21 protein-coding genes are annotated in these 19541 nt (G+C 71.0%); 7 read left to right on the top strand and 14 right to left on the bottom strand.

Going from position 1 to position 19541, the window contains the following annotated elements; all coding sequences use genetic code 11:
• Positions 1-2: 2 nt before the first annotated feature.
• The 7 genes from ACFYUV_RS35075 to ACFYUV_RS35105 all read right to left on the bottom strand — a co-directional run bounded on the left by ACFYUV_RS35075 (position 3) and on the right by ACFYUV_RS35105 (position 4053).
• Positions 3-1079, bottom strand: a complete 1077-nt coding sequence (locus tag ACFYUV_RS35075) for a hypothetical protein (RefSeq protein ID WP_387676382.1) — start codon at positions 1077-1079, stop codon at positions 3-5.
• Between the two features lie 71 nt (positions 1080-1150).
• Positions 1151-1543 (bottom strand): MauE/DoxX family redox-associated membrane protein, encoded by a 393-nt coding sequence (locus ACFYUV_RS35080; RefSeq protein ID WP_387676384.1) that lies wholly within the window; start codon positions 1541-1543, stop codon positions 1151-1153.
• On the bottom strand, positions 1540-2082 hold the full coding sequence (locus ACFYUV_RS35085; protein WP_387676387.1) for a hypothetical protein: 543 nt from the start codon (positions 2080-2082) through the stop codon (positions 1540-1542). Before ACFYUV_RS35085 ends, ACFYUV_RS35080 begins: the two co-directional genes overlap by 4 nt.
• An 18-nt stretch (positions 2083-2100) precedes the next feature.
• A complete protein-coding gene (locus tag ACFYUV_RS35090; protein ID WP_352328893.1) occupies positions 2101-2274 on the bottom strand; it encodes a hypothetical protein in 174 nt (57 codons plus the stop codon).
• Between the two features lie 9 nt (positions 2275-2283).
• The gene (locus ACFYUV_RS35095; RefSeq protein ID WP_387676390.1) at positions 2284-2796 is read right to left on the bottom strand and encodes a hypothetical protein; all 513 of its coding nucleotides are present in this window, start codon (positions 2794-2796) and stop codon (positions 2284-2286) included.
• Positions 2793-3302 (bottom strand): hypothetical protein, encoded by a 510-nt coding sequence (locus ACFYUV_RS35100; protein WP_387676393.1) that lies wholly within the window; start codon positions 3300-3302, stop codon positions 2793-2795. The genes ACFYUV_RS35095 and ACFYUV_RS35100 overlap by 4 nt, the downstream gene beginning before the upstream one ends.
• A 1-nt stretch (position 3303) precedes the next feature.
• Entirely contained in the window at positions 3304-4053 is a 750-nt protein-coding gene (locus ACFYUV_RS35105; RefSeq protein ID WP_387676396.1) for a hypothetical protein, read from the bottom strand.
• A 364-nt stretch (positions 4054-4417) separates the two neighbouring features.
• On the opposite strand from ACFYUV_RS35105, the gene ACFYUV_RS35110 reads away from it, so the two are divergent.
• The 3 genes from ACFYUV_RS35110 (at position 4418) to ACFYUV_RS35120 (ending at position 7483) form a co-directional block, all read left to right on the top strand.
• Positions 4418-4945: a hypothetical protein gene (locus ACFYUV_RS35110; protein ID WP_387676399.1), complete on the top strand. Its 528-nt coding sequence runs from the start codon at positions 4418-4420 to the stop codon at positions 4943-4945.
• Between the two features lie 190 nt (positions 4946-5135).
• Positions 5136-5792 (top strand): CBS domain-containing protein, encoded by a 657-nt coding sequence (locus ACFYUV_RS35115; protein ID WP_387676402.1) that lies wholly within the window; start codon positions 5136-5138, stop codon positions 5790-5792.
• Positions 5793-6067: 275 nt separating this feature from the next.
• Complete coding sequence (locus ACFYUV_RS35120; protein ID WP_387676405.1) at positions 6068-7483, top strand: OmpA family protein; 1416 nt, start codon at positions 6068-6070, stop codon at positions 7481-7483.
• A 23-nt stretch (positions 7484-7506) separates the two neighbouring features.
• Here ACFYUV_RS35120 and ACFYUV_RS35125 read toward each other — a convergent pair whose 3' ends face one another.
• On the bottom strand, positions 7507-8376 hold the full coding sequence (locus tag ACFYUV_RS35125) for a LysR substrate-binding domain-containing protein (RefSeq protein ID WP_387676631.1): 870 nt from the start codon (positions 8374-8376) through the stop codon (positions 7507-7509).
• 151 nt (positions 8377-8527) lie between these two features.
• Between ACFYUV_RS35125 and ACFYUV_RS35130 the strand changes: the two genes are divergently transcribed.
• Complete coding sequence (locus tag ACFYUV_RS35130; protein WP_387676408.1) at positions 8528-9673, top strand: alpha/beta hydrolase; 1146 nt, start codon at positions 8528-8530, stop codon at positions 9671-9673.
• Positions 9674-9707: 34 nt separating this feature from the next.
• Here ACFYUV_RS35130 and ACFYUV_RS35135 read toward each other — a convergent pair whose 3' ends face one another.
• Positions 9708-10442, bottom strand: a complete 735-nt coding sequence (locus ACFYUV_RS35135) for an SDR family NAD(P)-dependent oxidoreductase (RefSeq protein WP_387676411.1) — start codon at positions 10440-10442, stop codon at positions 9708-9710.
• Between the two features lie 80 nt (positions 10443-10522).
• Here ACFYUV_RS35135 and ACFYUV_RS35140 point away from each other — a divergent pair, with 80 nt between their 5' ends.
• Complete coding sequence (locus ACFYUV_RS35140) at positions 10523-11071, top strand: TetR/AcrR family transcriptional regulator (RefSeq protein ID WP_387676415.1); 549 nt, start codon at positions 10523-10525, stop codon at positions 11069-11071.
• 33 nt (positions 11072-11104) lie between these two features.
• On the opposite strand, the gene ACFYUV_RS35145 is transcribed toward ACFYUV_RS35140, so the two are convergent.
• Complete coding sequence (locus ACFYUV_RS35145) at positions 11105-11599, bottom strand: cation:proton antiporter (protein WP_387676633.1); 495 nt, start codon at positions 11597-11599, stop codon at positions 11105-11107.
• On the opposite strand from ACFYUV_RS35145, the gene ACFYUV_RS35150 reads away from it, so the two are divergent.
• Positions 11528-11695 (top strand): hypothetical protein, encoded by a 168-nt coding sequence (locus tag ACFYUV_RS35150; RefSeq protein ID WP_387676639.1) that lies wholly within the window; start codon positions 11528-11530, stop codon positions 11693-11695. The genes ACFYUV_RS35145 and ACFYUV_RS35150 overlap by 72 nt on opposite strands.
• Positions 11696-11702: 7 nt before the next feature.
• Here ACFYUV_RS35150 and ACFYUV_RS35155 read toward each other — a convergent pair whose 3' ends face one another.
• On the bottom strand, positions 11703-12035 hold the full coding sequence (locus ACFYUV_RS35155) for an STAS domain-containing protein (RefSeq protein WP_387676418.1): 333 nt from the start codon (positions 12033-12035) through the stop codon (positions 11703-11705).
• Positions 12036-12319: 284 nt separating this feature from the next.
• Here ACFYUV_RS35155 and ACFYUV_RS35160 point away from each other — a divergent pair, with 284 nt between their 5' ends.
• On the top strand, positions 12320-12847 hold the full coding sequence (locus tag ACFYUV_RS35160) for a hypothetical protein (protein WP_387676421.1): 528 nt from the start codon (positions 12320-12322) through the stop codon (positions 12845-12847).
• A gap of 88 nt (positions 12848-12935) precedes the next feature.
• Here the strand turns inward: ACFYUV_RS35160 and ACFYUV_RS35165 are convergent, their stop codons facing one another.
• The 3 genes from ACFYUV_RS35165 to ACFYUV_RS35175 are packed head-to-tail and all read right to left on the bottom strand — an operon-like array spanning position 12936 to position 19136.
• Positions 12936-14348, bottom strand: coding sequence for a non-reducing end alpha-L-arabinofuranosidase family hydrolase (locus ACFYUV_RS35165; protein WP_387676424.1), 1413 nt, complete (start codon positions 14346-14348; stop codon positions 12936-12938).
• Between the two features lie 52 nt (positions 14349-14400).
• Complete coding sequence (locus tag ACFYUV_RS35170; RefSeq protein ID WP_387676427.1) at positions 14401-16419, bottom strand: RICIN domain-containing protein; 2019 nt, start codon at positions 16417-16419, stop codon at positions 14401-14403.
• The gene (locus ACFYUV_RS35175; protein WP_387676430.1) at positions 16416-19136 is read right to left on the bottom strand and encodes a beta-L-arabinofuranosidase domain-containing protein; all 2721 of its coding nucleotides are present in this window, start codon (positions 19134-19136) and stop codon (positions 16416-16418) included. The genes ACFYUV_RS35170 and ACFYUV_RS35175 overlap by 4 nt, the downstream gene beginning before the upstream one ends.
• Positions 19137-19541 lie beyond the last annotated feature (405 nt).

The raw sequence follows: 19541 nt of genomic DNA on the forward strand, positions 1-19541 counted from the left end.
GTCTAGTGCCGGGCCCCGCCCGGCAGGACGACGGCCGCCAGGCCGGGCACGTCGAACAGCGGCCGGCCGCCCGACGGGGAGAGCACCGCCAGCTCCTGCCGCCCGCGGACCTGGTCCTGGGGCACCTGGACGACGGCGAAGCCGCCGTCCACCGGCCCGACCGGGAACCGGCCGGCCGGCAGCGGCAGGCGGGCCACCTGCCGTCCCGTGACGTCGAACTCCAGCACCGTGATCCGGTCGCCAGAGTACTCCAGGGTGAAGATCCGCTCGCCGCTCACCTGGACGGACAGCCCGTGGTCGGTGTCGCTGAGGACGCCCGCGCCGGACGTCAGGGTGAGGGCGCGGCCGGTGCCGGCGTGCTCCAGCGTGACCCGGTCGAGCGGCGGCCTGTCGTGCCGTCCGGTGTCGAGGAGGAGCGGCTCGCCCGACGGCGGCAGGCCGACCGGCTCCCGTCCGGGCGGCAGGTCGAGTTCGCGGGCATTGCCGCTCGGGAGCTCCAGCGTCCGGTAGGAGCGCACGTCCCCGCTGGCGTGGTAGCCGACGATCAGCCGCCGGGAGTCCGCCGACCACGCCCATGGGCTGTACGCGCTGTCCGCGCCGCCGCCGGCCGGCGGTTCGAGCCGGTGGACCGCGACGCCCAGCAGGTCTCTGACCTCGTACCCGCCTCTGACGGGTTGCCCGAGCCAGCGCCCGTCGGGGGAGAGCGTGATGTTGCCCGGCGGGCTGACGGTCCGCGCGCCCAGCAGGAACTGCCGGCCGTCGGCGAGCAGCAGGAAGGTGGGGCACTGCGACTGGCAGGCGGTGTAGACCAGGACGCCCCGCCCGGCCGGGCCGGTGACGGGCAGCGCCGGCGCCTGGGCGGGCGGCCGGACGGTGTGCGGCGGCGAGGCCACCGTCACGCCGGTGTCCGGACCGGCGGGCGAACGCGCCTGGAAGACGGTGAGACCGCCGACGACCACCATGACGGCGGCCGACCCGGCGACCAGCGCCCTGCGCGGGACGAACGCCGGCCCGCGGGGCCGTCGCCACGTGCGCAGCCGATCGATCATGACCTTCTCGCCGAACCCGTCGTCGGTCACCGGCCCAACCCTCCGTCGTGGACGCCTCACTTGCAACACCCGGCGAGGCCGGCGGAGGGTCGGGCCGGTTCTCAGACCGCGGCGCCCCACAGCGCCAGCCCCATCAGCAGGACCAGCGCCGCCCGGCCGAACGTGCGGGCCGAGGCCCGCTCCGCGGCGCCGAAGCACAGGCAGGGAGCCGCCTGCTCGCCCATGACCAGAAGATACGTCTGCGCCACCGTGAACGACAGGCCCAGACACGTCCCGGCCACGCCCACGAGCACGTCGCCGGCGACGGGGGAGAAGGCGGCGAGGGCGACGAGCGCCTCCACGGTCACCACCGTGAAGGCGCCCGCCCGGGCCACCCGTCCATGGAGCCCGAAGGCCGCCAGGCCGCTCCGGAAGGCGCCGAGGTCGCGCGCCTTCCCGAGCACCGCCAGCACCAGGACGAGACCCAGCCCGTAGCGGGCGACGAGGGCGATCATCCGATCACCAGCATCGCCACCACGGGCATCGCGAGCACGACGAACAGGACCTTCATCTTCGGCAGTGTGAAGTAGAACGCCGTGTCCGCCTCCATCCGGTCCCGCGCGAGGGCGAAGGTCAGGAGCATCATCGCCCGCGCCGCCGCGAAGCCGGCGCCCGCCAGGAGCGCCTCCTGCCAGGACGCCAGGAACAAGATCGCCACCGCCATGATGTGCGGCAGCCCTGTCGGCGAGTACGTGCGCATCCCCGTGCCCATCTCGGCGCCGAACTGCACGGCGCCCCAGAAGGGGATCCTGGTGACGAACTGCGGCACGAGCCGCGCGTTCTGGAGCAACGGGAAGGACAACACGTCCAGCTCGCGCAGCAGGAAGATCACCGCAGCCGCGGCGACCATGATCTGCAGAACCACTGCGGGGAACGGAGCCCGCAGCACGGAGCCGACGACCACCAGCACGAACGTGACGGCGCCCGCTCCCACGAACAATCCGGCGATGAAGCCGGCGACATCAGCACCCCGCCGGACCGACGAGGACAGCACCCAGGCGCTGTTCAGGCTTCAAACGGAGCCCGAGAGGGAGAAGCCGGCGACGAGGGCGGCCACCAGCCAGGTGAAGCCCTTCGTGTCCGCGCCCGCAACCCTCGAACACAGCACCAGGGCCTCCGCCGCCGCGATCAGTGCCAGTCCGGGCACCAGCAGGCGGACGGATTTTCTGGTGGCGGAGTCGCTCATGGACCCGGGTCAGATCGCCGTACGGCAGATGGAGAAGCGGGAGACGTTGCCGCCGCCGCAGTCGTGGTACTCGTACCAGCCGTCGGAGCACATGCGGCGGGTGCTGGTGGTGGTGCCGCCGTACCACTTCCAGGCGTTGTTGCCGTCACAGCTGGAGGGGTTGTGGGTGTAGCGGAGGTTGTAGCAGGTGCCGGACGCGCCGTCGTTGCGGTGCCAGGAGCCGGAGCAGTTGCCCGAGTAGAGCGCGGTCGAGGGCACGCAGACGGAGCTGGCGTTGGCGAAGCCGTGGCAGGTCTCCCACGCGGTGTAGGCGGCGGCCGTCGCGCCGCGCGGCTTGGACCAGGGCAGCAGGTCGAGAACGCCCAGCCCCGTCGCCACGGCGGCGCCGGTGGCGATGCCGAGCACGCGCCGCCTGCTCCAGCCCTCGCGCGTGGTGCCCACCCGCGTCGGCAACGCCTGCGCGGGCATCTCCTCGGCGCTGGGTATCTGGTCGAGTATCGAGGTCCGCTTCTCGGCCTTCACAGCTTCACTCCCTTTCTGTTCGCAACCGCTCGCTCGACGATCTCCGTGAGCGCCTCTCCCGACCCCACCGGAGCCGTGAACACCACGACGCCGTTCTCGTCCACGACGAGCAGGGCCGGGCTGTAGGGCACGCTCGCCGCGCGCCAGATCGCCGGATCCTTGATCACCCGGATGGAATCGGGCAGGGACTTGTCGAACCCGGGGTCGTCCGACAACACCGTGAACGACAGGTCCGAGGGCAGGCCGGGCGCCATCCCGGCGGCGGCGCGCAGGACGTCGTCGCAGATGGGGCAGCGACGGTTGACCTTGATGACCATGGTCGTGGCGCCGGGCACGCCCAGCCCGTTCGCCTGGGTCTCGGACCCGGCCACGGCGAAGCGCACGCCGACCCCGTTGTAGGTGGCCAGTTCCAGTTCGCGTACCCGCCGGTAGAGTCCGGCCCCCGCCGCGAACAGCAGAGCGACCAGGACGGCCAGGATGATGACCACCGCGGTCAGCGGTTCCACGTCAGGCTCGCCACTCGACGCGCTTGACCTTGTTCAGGAAGTCGGCCGCGGTCTCCGGGGTGCCCGCGCCCGAGCGGGCCGCCACGCCCGCCTTGTTGTAGCTCGGGGCGTTCCAGGGATGCAGCGTGACGATGGCGGTGTCGGTGACCAGCAGGAAGGGGGCCACCGAGTCGGACGGGGGCGCGGGCAGCCGCCACAGCTCGCCCGAGGGCGCCCCGTAGCCCCGCCACTTGGGAATGCGGTTGATCCCCGCCTGCTTCGGCTCGACCGTCATGGTGCCGACCCCCGCGATCGAGATCGCGTAGAGCTCCATGGAGACGTCGAACCGCTTGCCGCCGTCGGCCATCATGCCCTCGGGGGTGTCCTGCCACGTCACGCGGCTGAACATGTCGACGATGTCGGCCGACTCCCATTCGGGGGAGTAGAAGAGCCCGTGCGCCATGTGCCAGGGGCCGAGCCAGGCGGCCCACCTGGCGTCGGACGGGTCCTCGCAGTCGTAGACGACGACCTCGCCGCCCGCCAGGGAGAAGCGCTCTCGTTCGCGTCCGCGGACCGAGTTGACGCCTGCCGTGAGGGAGGACAGGGGAGCGAGTTCGAGCCCCCAGGTTTCCGCGGTGGTCTTCCGCGACCCGTATTTCGGGGTGTAGCGGACGTGGCCGGTCCAGGAGGCCAGCGAGGCGGCCTCGGCGTCCTCGACCTCCAGTTGGAGGACAGAATTCTTGACGGTACGAAGAGAGGATAAATGCGCCATTAAGCCCCAGCCTTTCGTGGCAGATCGCGGGCGCTAGATCATTTGGCACGAAGCCTTACACGCGCCATCACCCAGGTCAAGACACAAGATCCACACGTTTTTCCGTGGGAAAATTCGGGAGAAAGGTGCCATTACGGCCCGGTCACTTCGGCGTCGGTAAATGGCCATATTGTCGTCATTTACGGGGTGTGGCGGCGGCGTCTGGGCGCTGCACCGAAGACGGGGTCGCGGCCATCGCGGCGGCACGGCGGTGAGGACCAAGGTCCTTCGACCGACGGTCGTAGGACACTGCCCGCGGCGCGCGGAAAACGGTGCGATGGAGGCGCGGAAGAGAACGACGAACCATCGCTGAAAGGGGATCGTCATGGCCGCCACGATCGACAGGCCCGTCACCTACCCGAGCATCACCGCCGCCGGCCGCCGTCCGGTCGACTACGTCTGGGCCGTCGCCCGGATCGCGATCGGCTGGATCTTCCTGTGGGCGTTCCTGGACAAGACGTTCGGGTGGGGGTTCGCGACCCCGGCGGGCAAGGCGTGGATCGCGGGCGGCAGCCCGACGACGGGCTTCCTCAAGGGCGCCGGCGAGAACGCGCTGGGCGGCCTGTTCTCGACCCTGGCGGGTCAGGCGTGGGTGGACTGGCTGTTCATGGCCGGCCTGGCCGGCATCGGCCTGGCGCTGGTGCTGGGCGTGGGCACCCGGATCGCGGCGGTCGCCGGCACGCTCATGCTGACCCTGATGTGGGCCGCCGAGCTCCCGCTGGCCAACAATCCGTTCCTGGACGAGCACATCGTCTACGCCATCGTCCTGATCGGCCTGGCCATGGCCGGCGCGGGCGCCACGCTCGGGCTGGGCAACCTGCCGATCGTCCGCCGCAACGCCTGGCTCAGGTAGTGCCCGGACGCGGACGCCCACCCCGCACCCCGGGGTGGGCGTTCCGCCGTCACCGTGGGCCGTGCCGGGCACGCAGGGACGAAAGCCCCGTCACGTGAGTGCCTTCGGCCCCGCCGCCGGGGACGTTCGCTCCTGCGTGGACCGCTCCGGACAGGCGCAGTATGGAGAGAGAGTGGCAAGGAGGTACACCATGTCGATCGAGGTCAAGGACGTCATGGGCCGGGTGGCCATCGCCGTGCTGGCGGACGCGTCGTTCGCCGACGTCCTCAACGCGATGAAACGGTACGCGGTGGGCGCGGTCACCGTGATAGACGCCGACCGGCGCCCGGTGGGCGTGGTCTCCGAGGACGACCTGCTGCTCAAGGAGATCGACCCGGTACGGCACAGCGTGTCGATGTACGAACCCCACCGCCGGCGGGACGAGCACCACCGGGCGACGGCCGTCACCGCGGCCCGGCTCATGTCCACCCCGGCGATCACCGTCACGCCGGGCACGTCCGTGCGCGAGGCGGCCCGGATCATGCACGACCGGCGCATCAAGCAGCTCCCGGTGATCGACCCGGCGAGCGGGCGCATCGTCGGCACCCTGCACCAGCGCGACGTGCTGCGCGTCTTCGCCCGTCCGCGGGCGGAGCTGGAGGCCGAGGTCCGGGCCGTGCTCCCGGCGTCCGGGGCGATCTCCGTGGAGATCGAGCAGGGCGTGGTGAAGCTCGGCGGGCGCGTGGAACGCCGGTCGCAGGCGATCGCGGCGGTGGAGGCCGTGCGCGCCGTCGAGGGCGTCGTCGACGTCACCAGCGAGGTGACCGCCGACCACGACGACCTGGTCAGTGTTCCGCCGCCGCGGTAGAGCGGAGGAGCGCTGCGCCGCCCGTGACCGGGCGCGCGATGGAGGCCAGTCCAGGGTGCTCGGCGAGGAGCGCGCGTCCGTCCACGCTGTCCTTGACTGATCGCCTTTGGGGTGGTCATGGCACAATGCCCGGCATGCGTATCCGGATCATGGCCCTGGCCGCCGTCGCCTTGACAGCCGCCGGATGTGGTCAGCCACCACTCGCGCCCTCGGCGAGCGGGACCACCCCACCGCCTCCCGCGCCTTCGGCCGGCGCTCCTTCGCCCTCCGCGAGTGTGAGCGCGACGTCCGGCGGCGGCGACACCCGGCCCGCGCTGGCCACCGTCCAGGGGACCGTCGAGCCGAACTACAAGGCCGAACTCGTCGGGCTCAACCGCGTCGGCGGCAAGCACCTGATCGTGCAGTTGCGCCTGTCCGCGGGCACCGGCAAGCCGCTGCACTGGCAGGCGCCGCTCGCCGACCCGATGCGGCCGCTCAAGTGGCGCGGGCCCGCCGGCATCGCGGTGCTCGACGCCCCGGCCCATCGATGGCTCATGCCGTACAAGCCCACCGACGGCGAATGCCTGTGCAGCGACCCCGACCGCGACGACCTCGAAGCGATCATCGACCCCGGCGAGTCGCTGACGGTCTACGCCGTGCTGCCCGCGCCGTCCGGCAACCCGGCGACCACGACGATCGTCACACCGATCGGCCCGCCGATGGTCGACGTCCCGATCAGTGACGACCCGCCCATGCCGCCGCCCGGTCAGCAACTGCCCGACCCTGACGCGTCCCAGGTCGAGACCGTCAGCCACCTCATCGAGACGCCGTCGCAGTCGCTCGACCGCACCGAGGAGACGACCGACGACGGCGCCGACCTCAAGGTCAGCCTCTCCTCCGACGTGCTGTTCGCGCTGAACAAGGCGACGCTCACGCCGCGCGCCCGCACGGTGCTGGCCAAGGCGGCCAAGCTCATCGACGCGTCCGCGGACACGACGATCGAGGTCGACGGCCACGCCGACTCCTCCGGCACCGACGCCGTCAACGAGCCGCTGTCCCGCCGCCGCGCGGAGGCGGTGCGCCGGGCCCTCATGCCTCTGATCACGCGCGACCAGGTGACGTTCAGGGCCCGTGGATACGGCTCCCGCCGCCCGCTGTACAGCAACAGCTCCGACGAGGGACGGCGCCGCAACCGCCGGGTGACGATCACGTTCGCCAAGCCCGCGCCGGCTGACGTGCCGGCCGCCGGCACCACGGCGTCCCCGCTGCCCGAGGGCGAGGGGACGACGGCGACCGTGCGCGCGAAGGGGGTGCCCTTCGACCTGAAGGTGACGTCCTTCCGCCGGATGCCCGGTGACCTGGGCCTGCTCCGCTACACGATCACCAACCGGGGTGACGGCGAGGCGTGGTACCACGACCTCAACTGGGCCGACGACTGGAACGCCTTCAAGCACCACGCCGCGACGAACATCCAGGTGACCGACCCCGCCGCGCGCCGCCTGTACCGCCCGGCCCGCGTGATCGTGGCCGAGGGGGAGGAGCCGGGCACGTACTGCGCATGCACGAACACCTCAGGGGTGGCCTTGTCGGCGATGAACTTCGAGGCGGGGGAGACGAGGGAGTTCTGGTCGCTGTACGCCCTGCCCGCCCAGGCTGACGCGCTGACCGTCAAGGTGGCCACCTGGCGCCCCCTGCAGGTGCCCCTGTCCTGAGCCCGCGCCCCGTGCGGGCTCCCTCATGAGGTGTCGGCCGCTGCTCGGGCGAAGGCGCGGATGAGCGGGGTCTCGGCCGCCGTACGCCAGGCGAACGCCCACCGGCACGGCGGAGCGTCGCGGATCGGGACGAAGGCGAGGCTGGGCCAGGGGTAGAAGGCCGCGGCCTCGGCGGTGACCCCGGCGGTGGCCTGACCCGTGGCGACGGCGCTGAGGGTCTCCTGCCAGGTGGTGACCTTGTGCCCGCGGCGGACGGGGCGGCCGGAAGGGGTGTGGTACGGGTTGAAGACCTCCTCCATGCAGGAGGGGATCGACTGGCCCTCGACCACGGTGCAGTCGCCGAGGTCCTCCAGGCAGATGGAGTCTCGTCCCGCGTAGGGGTGGTCGGCGGAGACCATCAACACCACGTCGGAGGCGTGCGAGGTCGGTCTGATGGTCATGTCGGGCTCGCGGATCGGCAGCCACAGGTGCGCCACGTCCACCTCGCCCGACTTCAGCAGGTCCAGCGGAGAGGCGGGCTGGATCTCGCGGTGCTGGAGCCGGGCGTTCGGGTGGCGGGCGAGGAACAGGTCGAGAACGTCCTTGATCTGCGTGGAGAGCGGGCCGATCGTGCCGAGGGTCAGTGTGCCCGCGGTGCCGTCGGCGGCGGCCTGAGCGGTCGCGATCCCTTGCGTGATCTGCCGGTGGCCGCTCTTGAGCGCTTGGTACAGCTGCTCACCGAGCGGTGAGAGGCGGACCGCTCGGGTGGTGCGGTCGAACAGGGGCGCGCCGATGCGCCGCTCCTGCTTCTTGATCGATTGGCTGACGCGGGCGGGGCTGATGCCCAGCCGCTCGGCCGTACGGCTGAAGTGCAGCTCCTCGGCCAGCGTCAGGAAGATCTCGATCTCCCGCATCTCCACGGGCGGGCCTCCGCATTCTTCATCTCAGGGTTAAAGGACGTTATCGGATCCGTCGTAGATGCGGGGCGGCCGGGCGGGAGAGGCTTGGCGCGTTCGAAAAACGTGCGGCTTTGGAGGTTCGGTGCCCGTCGGATATCTGATCCCTGTGGCACTCGTCGCGATCGGGACGCTGTTCGCGCTGCGGCCGCTGCCGGGGTGGAGCGCGCTCGGCCGGGTGAGCTACTTCTTCGGGCTGGCCGCCAACGAACTGCCGTTCGCGGCCTTCTTCTGGCTGCTGCTGGCCCCGACGGCGCTGGCGTTCGCCGAGGGGGACATCCGCACGCCGGGCGGCTGGGCGGTCGTCGCCCTGGCCGCCGTGACGACGATCGGGCTCACCGCCATCGCCTGCCGCGGCCTGGGGGAGCGGGCCAGGATCTGGCGCGCGATGGACGCCGGCCTGGGCGTGGGCTGGCGCGCCGCCATCGACGCCGACCTCGCCGCCGGACTGCGCCGTCGTCCGCCGTGGGGTCGCATCCTGTTCCTGCCCATCCTCAAGCGCCGCGCGGACGTCCGCCGGGTGGCCGATCTGTCCTACGGCGAAGCAGGCCGGCGCAACCTGCTCGACGTCTACCACCACCGCTCGCGTCCGCAGGACGCGCCCGTCATGATCCACCTGCACGGCGGCCACTACGACAGCGGCCACAAGAACAGCCAGTCGCTGCCGTTGCTCTACCGGCTCGCCTCCCAGGGGTGGGTGTGCGTCAGCGCCAACTACCGGCTGCGGCCCCAGTCCCAGCACCCGGACCACCTGATCGACCTCAAGAAGATCATCGCCTGGGTGCGCGAGCACGGCCACGAGTACGGCGCCGACCCCGCGACGCTGTTCGTCGCGGGCAGCTCGGCGGGCGGGCACATGGCGGCGCTGGCCGCGCTCACCCCCAACGACCCCGCCTACCAGCCGGGCTTCGAGCAGGCCGACACCTCCGTGACCGGCGCCGTCTACCTGAACGGCTGGTACGGCACCTACTTCGACGGGGACCCGCAGTCCGCGCCGCTGGCCCACGCCACCGCGGACGCGCCGCCGTTCTTCGTGGCCCACGGCGATCTGGACCCGCTGGTGCCGGTGGCCGAGGCCAGGCACTTCGCCGACCAGCTCCGCCGTACGTCGGCCGCCCCCGTCGTCTACGCCGAGTTGCGTGGCGGCAACCACGCCTTCGACCTGTACCACTCGGTCCGCTTCGAGGCGCTCGTGGACGCCATCGAGGCCTTCACCGCCCGGGTGAGATCGCAGCAGCGGACCCCGCAGCCTTAGCTTCGCCGCGCCGCCATCGAGTGGCCGTCGCAGGTCAGGCCGTCGTGCCGGCGTCGACGGTGATGGACGTGCCGGTGATGGTGCGGCCGGCGGGGCCCGCCAGATGGAGGACGGTGGCGGCGATGTCGTCCGGCGTGCTGTAGCGGCCGAGGGCGGTGTAGGAGCGTTCGGCGTCGGCGTCGGGGCCGTCGGCGGGGTTCATCTCGGTGTCGGTGGAGCCGGGGTGGACGAGGTTGGCCGTGATGTCACGGGGGCCGAGATCGCGGGCGAGGCCCTTGGTCAGGCCGATCAGCGCGGACTTGCTCATCGAGTACAGGGTCCAGCCGGGGTAGGGGACGCGTTCGGCCAGGCTGCTGCCGATGTTCACGATCCGCCCGCCGGCCCGCAGGTGACGTGCGGCGGCCTGCGACGTGACGAAGGCGGCTCTGGCGTGGATGGCGAGGGTGCGGTCGAGTTCGTCCAGGGAGACGTCCTCCAGCGGGCCGAAGGGCGCAATTCCGGCGTTGTTCACCAGGATGTCGAGCCGGCCGAAGGCGGCGACGGTGCGGGCGACGGCCGACTGGAGCGCCTCGGCGTCGGTCGCCTCGGCGGCCATGGCCAGGCCGCGCCGGCCGAGCGCCTCGATCTCCTTCACCACGCCCTCCGCGCGGCTCGCCGCCGTCGCGTAGGTGATCGCCACATCGGCGCCCGCCGCGGCCAGGCGGCGGGCGATGGCCGCGCCGATGCCCCTGCTGCCGCCGGTGACGAGTACGCCCTTGCCGTCGAGCATGTGTCCTCCACTATACGGAACTGATTCCGGTTGAGGATATACGGAACCAGTTCCGTTTTTCCAGCCGATAAGGTGAACCCGTGGCACAGGAACGGGCTGACGCCGCCAGGAACCGGTCGAAGATCCTCGCGGCGGCCGCGGAGATCGTCGCCACCGCGGGAATGAAGGGGCTGGCGATGGCCGACGTCGCGGCCGCCTCGGGCGTCGGCATCGGCACCCTGTACCGGCGGTTCGGCGACAGGTCGGGCCTGGCGTACGCGCTCATCGACGAGAAGGAACGCGAGTTCCAGCAGGCGTTCCTGACCGGCCCGCCGCCGCTGGGCCCCGGGGCGCCGGAGATCGAGCGGCTACGCGCCTTCCTGCACGCGCTGACCGATCGCACCTTCGCCCAGCTTGACCTGCTGCTGATGGCCGAGACCGCGGGGGAGTTCACCCGCTTCGGCGGGGCCTACGAGGCGTACCACCAGCACCTGGTCATGCTGATCGGGCAGATCGAGCCGGAGGCGGACGCGGGCTTCCTCGCCGACGCCCTGCTCGCGCCGGTCGCGGCCAACCTGGTCGTCCACCGGGGCCGTACGGCCTCCGCGGTGAAGGCGGGCCTCGACGCGCTGCTCACGGGCCTGCGATAGCGGCGATCTCCCGCTCTTGCGGGCGAAGGCGTCTCAGGGCGGCTGGTCGCGTCTGCGCAGCCGTCCGAACCAGGCCGGGACGTCGTGCTCGTCGTCGAAGCCGCGGGCCACCACGATGTCGGTGGAGGAGTGGAGCAGGATCGAGGCCACGATGGTGACGGCGACGATCTGGAACACCTGCTGCGCGGCGGCGATCCCGGAGGCGAGCACGAGCAGCCCGTACACCACCGAGGCGAACCCCTTCGGGCCGAACCACGCCACCGCCGCCTGCTCGCGCACCGTCAGCCCGGAACGCAGGAACGACAGCCAGATCGCCGCCGGCCGCGCCACCATCAGAGCCAGGATCGCGAACAGCCACCCCTGCCAGCCCACCGAGCCCAGCAGCGACGGCGTGATCAGCGCTCCGAACACCAGCAGCGCCGCCAGCTTGAAGATCTCCGCGATGAGCTCGCCGAAGTGCTCGAACGATTCCCGCTGCCGCTCGCCGAGACCGGCGTCGCCACCACCGCCTCCGGCGACCCGGTCCACACCCGGCTGGCCGAGATGCGCGACTTCTACCGGTTCCTGCTCGCCGAGCTGCCCGGCCTGCTGCACCGCTGGGAACAGACCCGCACACCCCGCTGAGCGCCGTTCACGCGGCGGGGCGGACGTCCGCGAGGGAGACCGGGGAGAAGGTCCGGTCGAGCCGGGTCACCTCCAGCAACCGCAGGACGGCCGGCGTCACCCCCGTCAGCCGGAGGCTGCCGTGGCGGGCGGCCGCCAGGTCGCGCGCGGCCACCAGCGCGGCCAGCCCGCGGGCGTCCATGAAGGTCACCCCGCTGAGGTCGAGGACGAGCCGCGTGCCCTGCTCGGCGAGGGCGGCGGCGATCCGGGCGCGGAACCCCGCCTGCGTGGCCAGGTCCAGGTCGCCGACGACCTTCAGCACCGCCCGCCTGCCCGTGCCAGGCCGCGCCTGAGAACCCATGTCCGTCTCCTTACCTTCGGCGGGCGGCCGGTGGCCGGCGTTCGTCAGCGGAAGCACGATGCCCCCGAAGCGAAGCTACGAGAACGCCGGCCACCGGGACAGGGCCCAAAGTCCCACCTCCGGCAGCCGAAGGACCGGGCCCGGCCGGGCGGCCACGGAACGGACGGCCCTGAGGACCAAGGTCCTTCCAGCGAGGGGCGTACGACACTGACCGGGAGCGGGCGCCCGCAGTGGAATAGGGGTGAGACAAGGACGTACACCCCCCACCGAAAGGGAGGCCCGCCATGGCCACCACCATCAACCGGCCCGTGATGGACGTCGCCCCCGTGCAGGCGGCGCGTACCCCGGTCGACTACGTCTGGGCCGTCGCCCGGATCGCGATCGGCTGGATCTTCCTGTGGGCGTTCCTGGACAAGACGTTCGGGTGGGGGTTCGCGACCCCGGCGGGCAAGGCGTGGATCGCGGGCGGCAGCCCGACGACGGGCTTCCTCAAGGGCACCGGCGAGAACGCGCTGGGCGGCCTGTTCTCGACCCTGGCGGGTCAGGCGTGGGTGGACTGGCTGTTCATGGCCGGCTTGGCCGGCATCGGCCTGGCGCTGGTGCTGGGCGTGGGCACCCGGATCGCGGCGGTCGCCGGCACGCTCATGCTGACCCTGATGTGGGCGGCCGAGCTCCCGCTGGCCAACAATCCGTTCCTGGACGAGCACATCGTCTACGCCATCGTCCTGATCGGCCTGGCCATGGCCGGCGCGGGCGCCACGCTCGGGCTGGGCAACCTGCCGATCGTCCGCCGCAACGCCTGGCTCAGGTAGCTCGGACCCGTCACGGGCCCACCCCTCGGCGGAGGGGTGGGCCCGTGGCATTTCAGGTGGGAGCCGCGAGGGTCACCGGCTCACGGCGTCAGCGCTGCAGTGTCAGCACCCCCGGCCGGTAGGGCAGGAGGCCGTAGTCGCCGCCCGAGCTGGGGCTGCGGCCCTGGTAGAGGAGTTGCAGGTTGCACGGGTCGACGGTCATCGTCTGGTCGGCGCCGGTGCGGACCAGCTCGCCGTGGCTGATGTCGTTCGTCCAGGTGGCGCCGCTGTTGGCCTTGCCGGCGAACGGGTTGCCCTCGGTCGCGGCCTGGGGCGTCCAGGAACCGTTCAGGCTGGTGGCGGTGAACGAGCGGAAGTAGCGGCCCTGCGCGCCGATCGCCTCGACGATCATCAGGTACCGGTTCTGGCCCTGGAGCTTGTAGACCTGGACGGCTTCGAACAGGTTGTTCGTCGTGTCGCTCATGACCACGGTCGAGGCCGTGCCGAAACTGCCGGGGAAGTTCCCGATGGGCATGCTCGCCCGGTAGATCTTGCCGTTGTCCCCGGCGAAGAACAGGTACATGTCAGTGTTGTCGCCGATGACCGTCTGGTCGATGGGGCCCGTCCCGGACCCCGAGATGCTGCCGGAGAAGAGCGTCTGCGGCGCCGACCAGCTGTTGGGGTTGGCGGGGTCGGTGGAGGTCCGGTACGAGAAGGCGGGCCCGCCCCACTGGTAGGCGAGCACCCAGACGTTCTTGGGGGCGAAGAAGAAGAGCGTGGGGGCGACGGCTGAGAAGGACATCGTGTTCTGTGTGGCCGAGGCCATGTCGGACCAGCTGGCGAGCGGGCTGAAGTTCATCGACCCCCACTTCGTCCCCGTGTCGTGGGTCGTGGCGTAGACCAGATGCCGCCCGTTGTAGGGGGCGACGGTGAAGTCCTTGAGCGAGACCCAGCCCGCCTTCGGGGTCGCCAGCGGGCCGGTCGAGGTCCAGCGGTAGGTCGAGGGGAGGTCACACATGCCGGGGTTGCCACCGTCCGTCCGTACGAGTTGCCATTGCTGGTTGGCGCCGCCCCAGTCGTCGTACTGGACGATGTTGGCGCCGTCGGCGGTGGAGGCTCCTTGGACCTCCAGGGCCTTGTTGCTGTGGCGGGAGATGAGTCTGACGTAGCCGTCGGGGCTGTCGGTGAGTTTCCATTGCTGGTTGGCGCCGTTGAGGTCGGTCCATTGGACGATGGGGCCGCCGTTGGCGGTGGAGAAGTTGTAGACGTCCAGGACCTTGCCGGAGTGGCGGGACTTGATGCGGTAGTAGCCGCCGCCTGAGTCGACGAACTGCCATTGTTGCTGGTTCTGGTTGTTCCTGGTCCATTGGGTGATGCGGCCGCCGTCGGCGGTGGACAGGTTGTAGACGTCCAGGGCCTTGCCGCTGTTGCGGTTGACCAGGACGTACCAGGCGTTGGTGTCGACGGTGGCCGCGTCGGCGGGCTGGACGGCGACCAGCAGGCTCGCCAGTAACGCGGCCACCGTTGCGAGGACGGTCAGGGGACTGAGTTTCACCATGTGCTCCGATGCCGTGTCAGGGGGTGGTCAGGTCGAAGCGGCGCACGGTGACCGCGCCGCCGAGGGACTTGGTGGCGTAGTTGAAGATGCCGAAGCGGTAACCCATGAAGAACTGCCAGGCGTTGTTCAGCGTGAAGGCCGGGCCGAGGCCCACGAAGGTGCTGCCGTCGGTGCTGTAGGAGAAACGGGCCTGACGGCCGGACCCGGGCCGGATGTCGGCGGTGACCCGCAACCAGATCCGGCCGCCCGGGACGTTCGCGCTCGCCGCCTCGACGCCGGTGCCGGTGGTCTGCCACGAGCCGTTCATGGTCAGGCCGTTGGTCATCACGACCCGGTTGACGCCGTTGTCGCGTTTGACGCCGATCCAGGCCGACTGGTCGCGCAGCATCGCCAGCCCGGCGCGGTCGCCGTCGGCCATCTGTGAGGGGTCGAGCTCGATCGTCGCCGTCGAGGACGGGCCCTGGATGCGGTGGGTCAGCGTGTTCCGGGCGGCGTAGAGGTCGCCGGTGACGGTCGCGGTCTGCAGGCGCAGGCCGTTGCCGGTGGAGTAGCGGCTGGTGTCGGGGTTGTGGTTCCACTCCCAGCGGGGGCCGAGCGTGGCCGAGGTGAAGGCGTCGGGGCCGATCATGGACGTCACGGTCCGGCTGGTCTGGATGTTCGGCTTCGGGTAGTTCACGCCCCAGCCGCCGTTGACGGTCTGCACGACCGGCCAGTCGCCGGTCCAGGTGATCGGCGCCAGAGCCGGGACGCGTCCGCCGGGGTAGGCGTCGACGAACGCCATGTAGTACCAGTCGCCGTTCTGCGTCTGGACGAGCCCGCCCTGGTGCGGGACGCCGCCGCCGGCGACGGGGCCGGGCAGGTCGAGCAGGACCTGGCGCATCTCGTACGGGCCCCATGGCGAGGTCGAGCGGAGCACGTACTGGCCGTTGGCGGGGCGGGTCAGCCAGATGTAGTAGTAGCCGTTCCGCTTGTAGAAGCGGGATCCTTCCAGGGTGCCGACGTTGCTCGGCGTCTGGAACACCTGCTGCGCGCGCACCTGGCTGAGACCGTCGGCCGAGAGCTGGGCCACGCTGATGGTGCTGTTGCCGTAGGCGACGTACATGGTGTCGTCGGAGTCGACCAGCAGGCCGGCGTCGTAGTAGCAGTTGTTGATCTGTGAGCGCTTGGTCCACGTGCCGTCCACGGCGGAGGCGGTGTAGACGTAGGTCCGGTTGAACTCGACGCAGCCGAGCCAGTAGAAGGTGCCGTTGCCGGGCCGGTAGTTGAAGGCCGAGGCCCAGATGCCCTTCACGTACGCCCGGCCGCCGTTGAGGTCGTAGGCGCCGGAGCCGAAGTCGAGCCTCGGCACGGAATGCCCGGCGTACTCCCAGCCGACCAGGTTGTACGAACGCAGGATCGGCGCGCCCGGCGAGTAGTGCATGGTCGAGGCCGAGTAGTAGTAGGCGTCGCCCACCCGGACGATGTCACCGTCGGCGAAGTCCTGCCACACGACCGGATTGGCGTAATTGCCGCCGCCGTTGCCGCTGACCGGGACGAGTTGCCATTGCTGGTTGGCGCCGCCCCAGTCGTCGTACTGGACGATGTTGGCGCCGTCGGCGGTGGAGGCTCCTTGGACCTCCAGGGCCTTGTTGCTGTGGCGGGAGATGAGTCTGACGTAGCCGTCGGGGCTGTCGGCGAGTTTCCATTGCTGGTTGGCGCCGTTGAGGTCGGTCCATTGGACGATGGGGCCGCCGTTGGCGGTGGAGAAGTTGTAGACGTCCAGGACCTTGCCGGAGTGGCGGGACTTGATGCGGTAGTAGCCGCCGCCTGAGTCGACGAACTGCCATTGTTGCTGGTTCTGGTTGTTCCTGGTCCATTGGGTGATGCGGCCGCCGTCGGCGGTGGACAGGTTGTAGACGTCCAGGGCCTTGCCGCTGTTGCGGTTGACCAGGACGTACCAGGCGTTGGTGTCGACCGTCGCGGCCGACGCCTCCTGGGCGGTGAGCAGCACGCCCACGAGAAGCAGGGCCGTGACGGCCGCGAGGACACGTCTCACAGGAACCTCCAGAGGTTGTCGTCCGAGCCGTTGTCGTCGGCGAGCACGACCTGCGCGCCCTGGGACGCGCCGGCGACGCCGAGGACCCGCCCGCCGCTCGCGCACTGGACGCGGAAGGCGGCGCCCGACCCGTGGCGCAGCCGCCAGCGATGATCGGCGGTGCCGTTGTCGGCCCACTGCACGACCCGCGACCCGGCGGCGGTGCCCATGTTCTCCACGCCCAGCACCTTCTGGCTGTGGGAGTTGCGCAGCCGCAGGTAGCCGCCGGTGTCGTTGATGGCGGTCCACAGGTGGTCGGCGGTGCCGTTGTCGCCCCACTGGACGACGAGCGCGCCGTCGGCCGTGGACATGCCGGTGACCCCGAGCACCATCCCGGTGCCCACGTTCTGCAGGCGCCGCGCGCCGTTCGGCAGGAACCGCCACTGGTTGTCCGGGCTGCCGTCGTCGGCGTCCTGGACCACCTGGGCGCCGTTCGCGGTCGAGCCGTTCAGGATGCCGAGCAGCTTGGAGCTGTGGACGTTGCGGATCTTGACGGAGCCGTCGCCGGCGTCGGTGACCGTCCAGCGGTGGTCGGCGGTGCCGGTGTCGCCCCACTGGAGCACCCGGGCGCCCGCGGCGGTCGACATGTTCTCGACGCCGAGCACCTTGCCGCTGTGCGCGTTGCGGAACCGCAGGGCGTTCCCGTCGACGATCAGGACCCAGTCGTGGTCGGCGGTGCCGCTGTCCGTCCACTGCAGGGCCGCGCCGCCGTCGGCGGTGGACATGTCCCTGATGCCCAGGACGAGCCCGCTGGCCGCGTTGACCAGCCGGAAGCTCGCCGTGCCGGTCCCGCCCTGGACGTTCCAGTAGACGACGTAGTTGTGGCCGGTGGCGTCGTGGAAGGGCCCGAGCCGCACCGGCGCGCCGTCGGCCGTGGCCGTGAAGGCCAGGGAGGAGCCGCCGGTCCGGGTGATCGAGGAGGGGTTCAGGGCCGGGGCCGACGACAGGACGGTGTCGCCGTAGTCGCCCGACAACACGACCGGGCCGTAGGTCACGGCCTGCACGCCGGGGTTGTCCGCGGCGGCCTTCATGACCACCCGCATGGGCAGGCGCACGGTCACGGTGTCGCCGGACGACCACGACCGGGTGAGGCCGGCGTAGCTGCCCGGCGCGGCCGCGATGTCCTGCCGGACCCCGTTGACGCTGATCGTCGCGCCCTGCGTCCAGGCCGGGATCCGGACGCGCATCGTCCACGATCCGCTCACGTTGCCGGTGACCTGCAGCGACGTGGTGTCGCTGACCGGATAGGAGGTGGTCTGGGTGACCGTGATGCCGCGCCGGCTCCAGTCGAGGACGGAGGGCACGAACAGGTTGACGAACAGGGTGGTGTCGTCGTGGAAGTAGATCGAGTCCATGAGCTTGGTGTTGGTCTCGATCCCGGTGCCCTGGCAGCACCAGAACGTGCCGTAGTCCGTGCTCCAGGTGCCGCCGCCCCAGGCCGGTCCGACGCCCCGCCGTCCGCCGGGGTTGAGCGGGGTGAAGTAGGTGACGTGCCCATGCGCGTCGGCCGGGTTCTGCTGGCCGAGGAGGTGGTTGAGCAGGGCGTTCTCGTAGTAGTCGAAGTAGTCGGCCCGGTCGGGGGACAGCAGCCACAGCTCCCGGGTCAGCTTGAGCATGTTGTAGGTGTTGCACGCCTCGCCGGTGTCCCTGGTCAGGTAGGAGGCGATCGCGCCGGGCGCGCGGAAGTGCTCGGCCTGGCTGTTGGAGCCGTTCACGTACGTGTGCGCGCCGACCGTGATGGCCCAGGCGTTGACGGCGATGTCGCGGTAGCGGGTGGCGCCCGTCGCCTTGTACTCGCGGGCCGCGCCGATCCACTTGGGCACCTGGGTGTTGGCGTGCAGGCCGTTGAGCCGGTCCTGGTTCGCGGCCAGCGGGTCGAACACGGCCGCGTGGTCGAACCGCTGGGCCGTGGCCAGCCAGCGGGGGTCGCCGGTCGCCTGGTACAGGTCCGTCAGCACGGCGTTCATGCCGCCGAACTCGGTGCCGAGCATGGCCTGCGCCTGGGCGGCGGACAGCCGCGACGTCCGGGCGTCCACCCAGCCCGCCAGGGCGAGCAGCACGGTCCTGGCCTGGGTGTCGCCGATCAGCCGCCAGACGTCCAGCAGCCCGGCCAGGGTCTTGTGGACGCAGTAGTAGGGCACGTTGCCGTTGGTCAGCGTGCGGTTCTCCAGGGCCGTGAAGTCCGACTCCGGGAAACCGGACAGGTAACCGCCGGTGAACCCGGCGGCCGGGTTGTTCGCCTGGCACTTGGCCAGTTCCGCCACCATGTAGCGCGCCTTGTCGCGGCAGGCGGTGTCACCGAGCACGGCGTACGCCTGCGCCCAGGCCGTCAGGAAATGGCCCTGCGCGTGCGACCGGAAGGGGAAGCCGGGCGCGTCCCAGCCGCCGTTGGGCGCGGCGCCGCCGGTGGGCAGCCGGTGGTTGGCGCGGAAGACGTACAGCAGCCGGTCGACGTCGACGAAGCGCAGGTAGGCGAGGGCGCGGTTCTGGTTGTCCAGCAGGCGGCCGGAGGTCAGCCGGACCTGGCCGAGGTCGAACTCGTAGGCTGAGACGCCGAGGTCGGGCCTGCTCCAGGGGACTGCGGCCAGGGCGGGGGACGCGCCGGCCATCTGACCGACGACGGAGAGCGCGGCGGTCGCGCCCGTGGCCTGGAAGAGCTGACGGCGGCTCAAGGACATGCGTAGCTCCTTGGGATGGGGGGCGGTGAACGGCCGGGGCCGGTCACGGGGGCAGCAGGTCAGGGCCTTCGAAGGGCCGTTGCCTGGTCTTTCGGCCGGCGTTGTTAGCGCTAACAACTAGCCGATCGGGTCACCGTCGTGTCCCGTGCCGGCGGTTGTGACATGTCGGGGCTCCTTGGGCTGAATGGGACTGTTAGCGCTAACATCGTCTTGCCGATGGGACTACTCCGTAGTGAGGGAGTACAACCGACGGTCCGTTCCGGTGTCAACGAGGGGATTGCCGGCCGAGCCGGGCTTCGTCCTGTGCGTGCCTTCCCGCCTGGAGTTCTGTCTCCAAGGAGACGGCCCGTCACCATGAAAGTTTCACGGGCGTCACCCGGGCCCCCTTCCCCGGCCTCGCCGGGC

The organism is Nonomuraea sp. NPDC003560, assembly GCF_042878785.1.
Taxonomy (GTDB): domain Bacteria; phylum Actinomycetota; class Actinomycetes; order Streptosporangiales; family Streptosporangiaceae; genus Nonomuraea.

Coding starts and splice junctions, on each gene's coding strand:
- ACFYUV_RS35105 (WP_387676396.1), bottom strand. CDS start 4,053: ATGGCGCATTTATCCTCTCTTCGTACCGTCAAGAATTCTGTCCTCCAA.
- ACFYUV_RS35160 (WP_387676421.1), top strand. CDS start 12,320: ATGGCCACCACCATCAACCGGCCCGTGATGGACGTCGCCCCCGTGCAG.
- ACFYUV_RS35155 (WP_387676418.1), bottom strand. CDS start 12,035: ATGGGTTCTCAGGCGCGGCCTGGCACGGGCAGGCGGGCGGTGCTGAAG.
- ACFYUV_RS35080 (WP_387676384.1), bottom strand. CDS start 1,543: ATGATCGCCCTCGTCGCCCGCTACGGGCTGGGTCTCGTCCTGGTGCTG.
- ACFYUV_RS35090 (WP_352328893.1), bottom strand. CDS start 2,274: ATGAGCGACTCCGCCACCAGAAAATCCGTCCGCCTGCTGGTGCCCGGA.
- ACFYUV_RS35110 (WP_387676399.1), top strand. CDS start 4,418: ATGGCCGCCACGATCGACAGGCCCGTCACCTACCCGAGCATCACCGCC.
- ACFYUV_RS35125 (WP_387676631.1), bottom strand. CDS start 8,376: ATGCGGGAGATCGAGATCTTCCTGACGCTGGCCGAGGAGCTGCACTTC.
- ACFYUV_RS35135 (WP_387676411.1), bottom strand. CDS start 10,442: ATGCTCGACGGCAAGGGCGTACTCGTCACCGGCGGCAGCAGGGGCATC.
- ACFYUV_RS35175 (WP_387676430.1), bottom strand. CDS start 19,136: ATGTCCTTGAGCCGCCGTCAGCTCTTCCAGGCCACGGGCGCGACCGCC.
- ACFYUV_RS35115 (WP_387676402.1), top strand. CDS start 5,136: ATGTCGATCGAGGTCAAGGACGTCATGGGCCGGGTGGCCATCGCCGTG.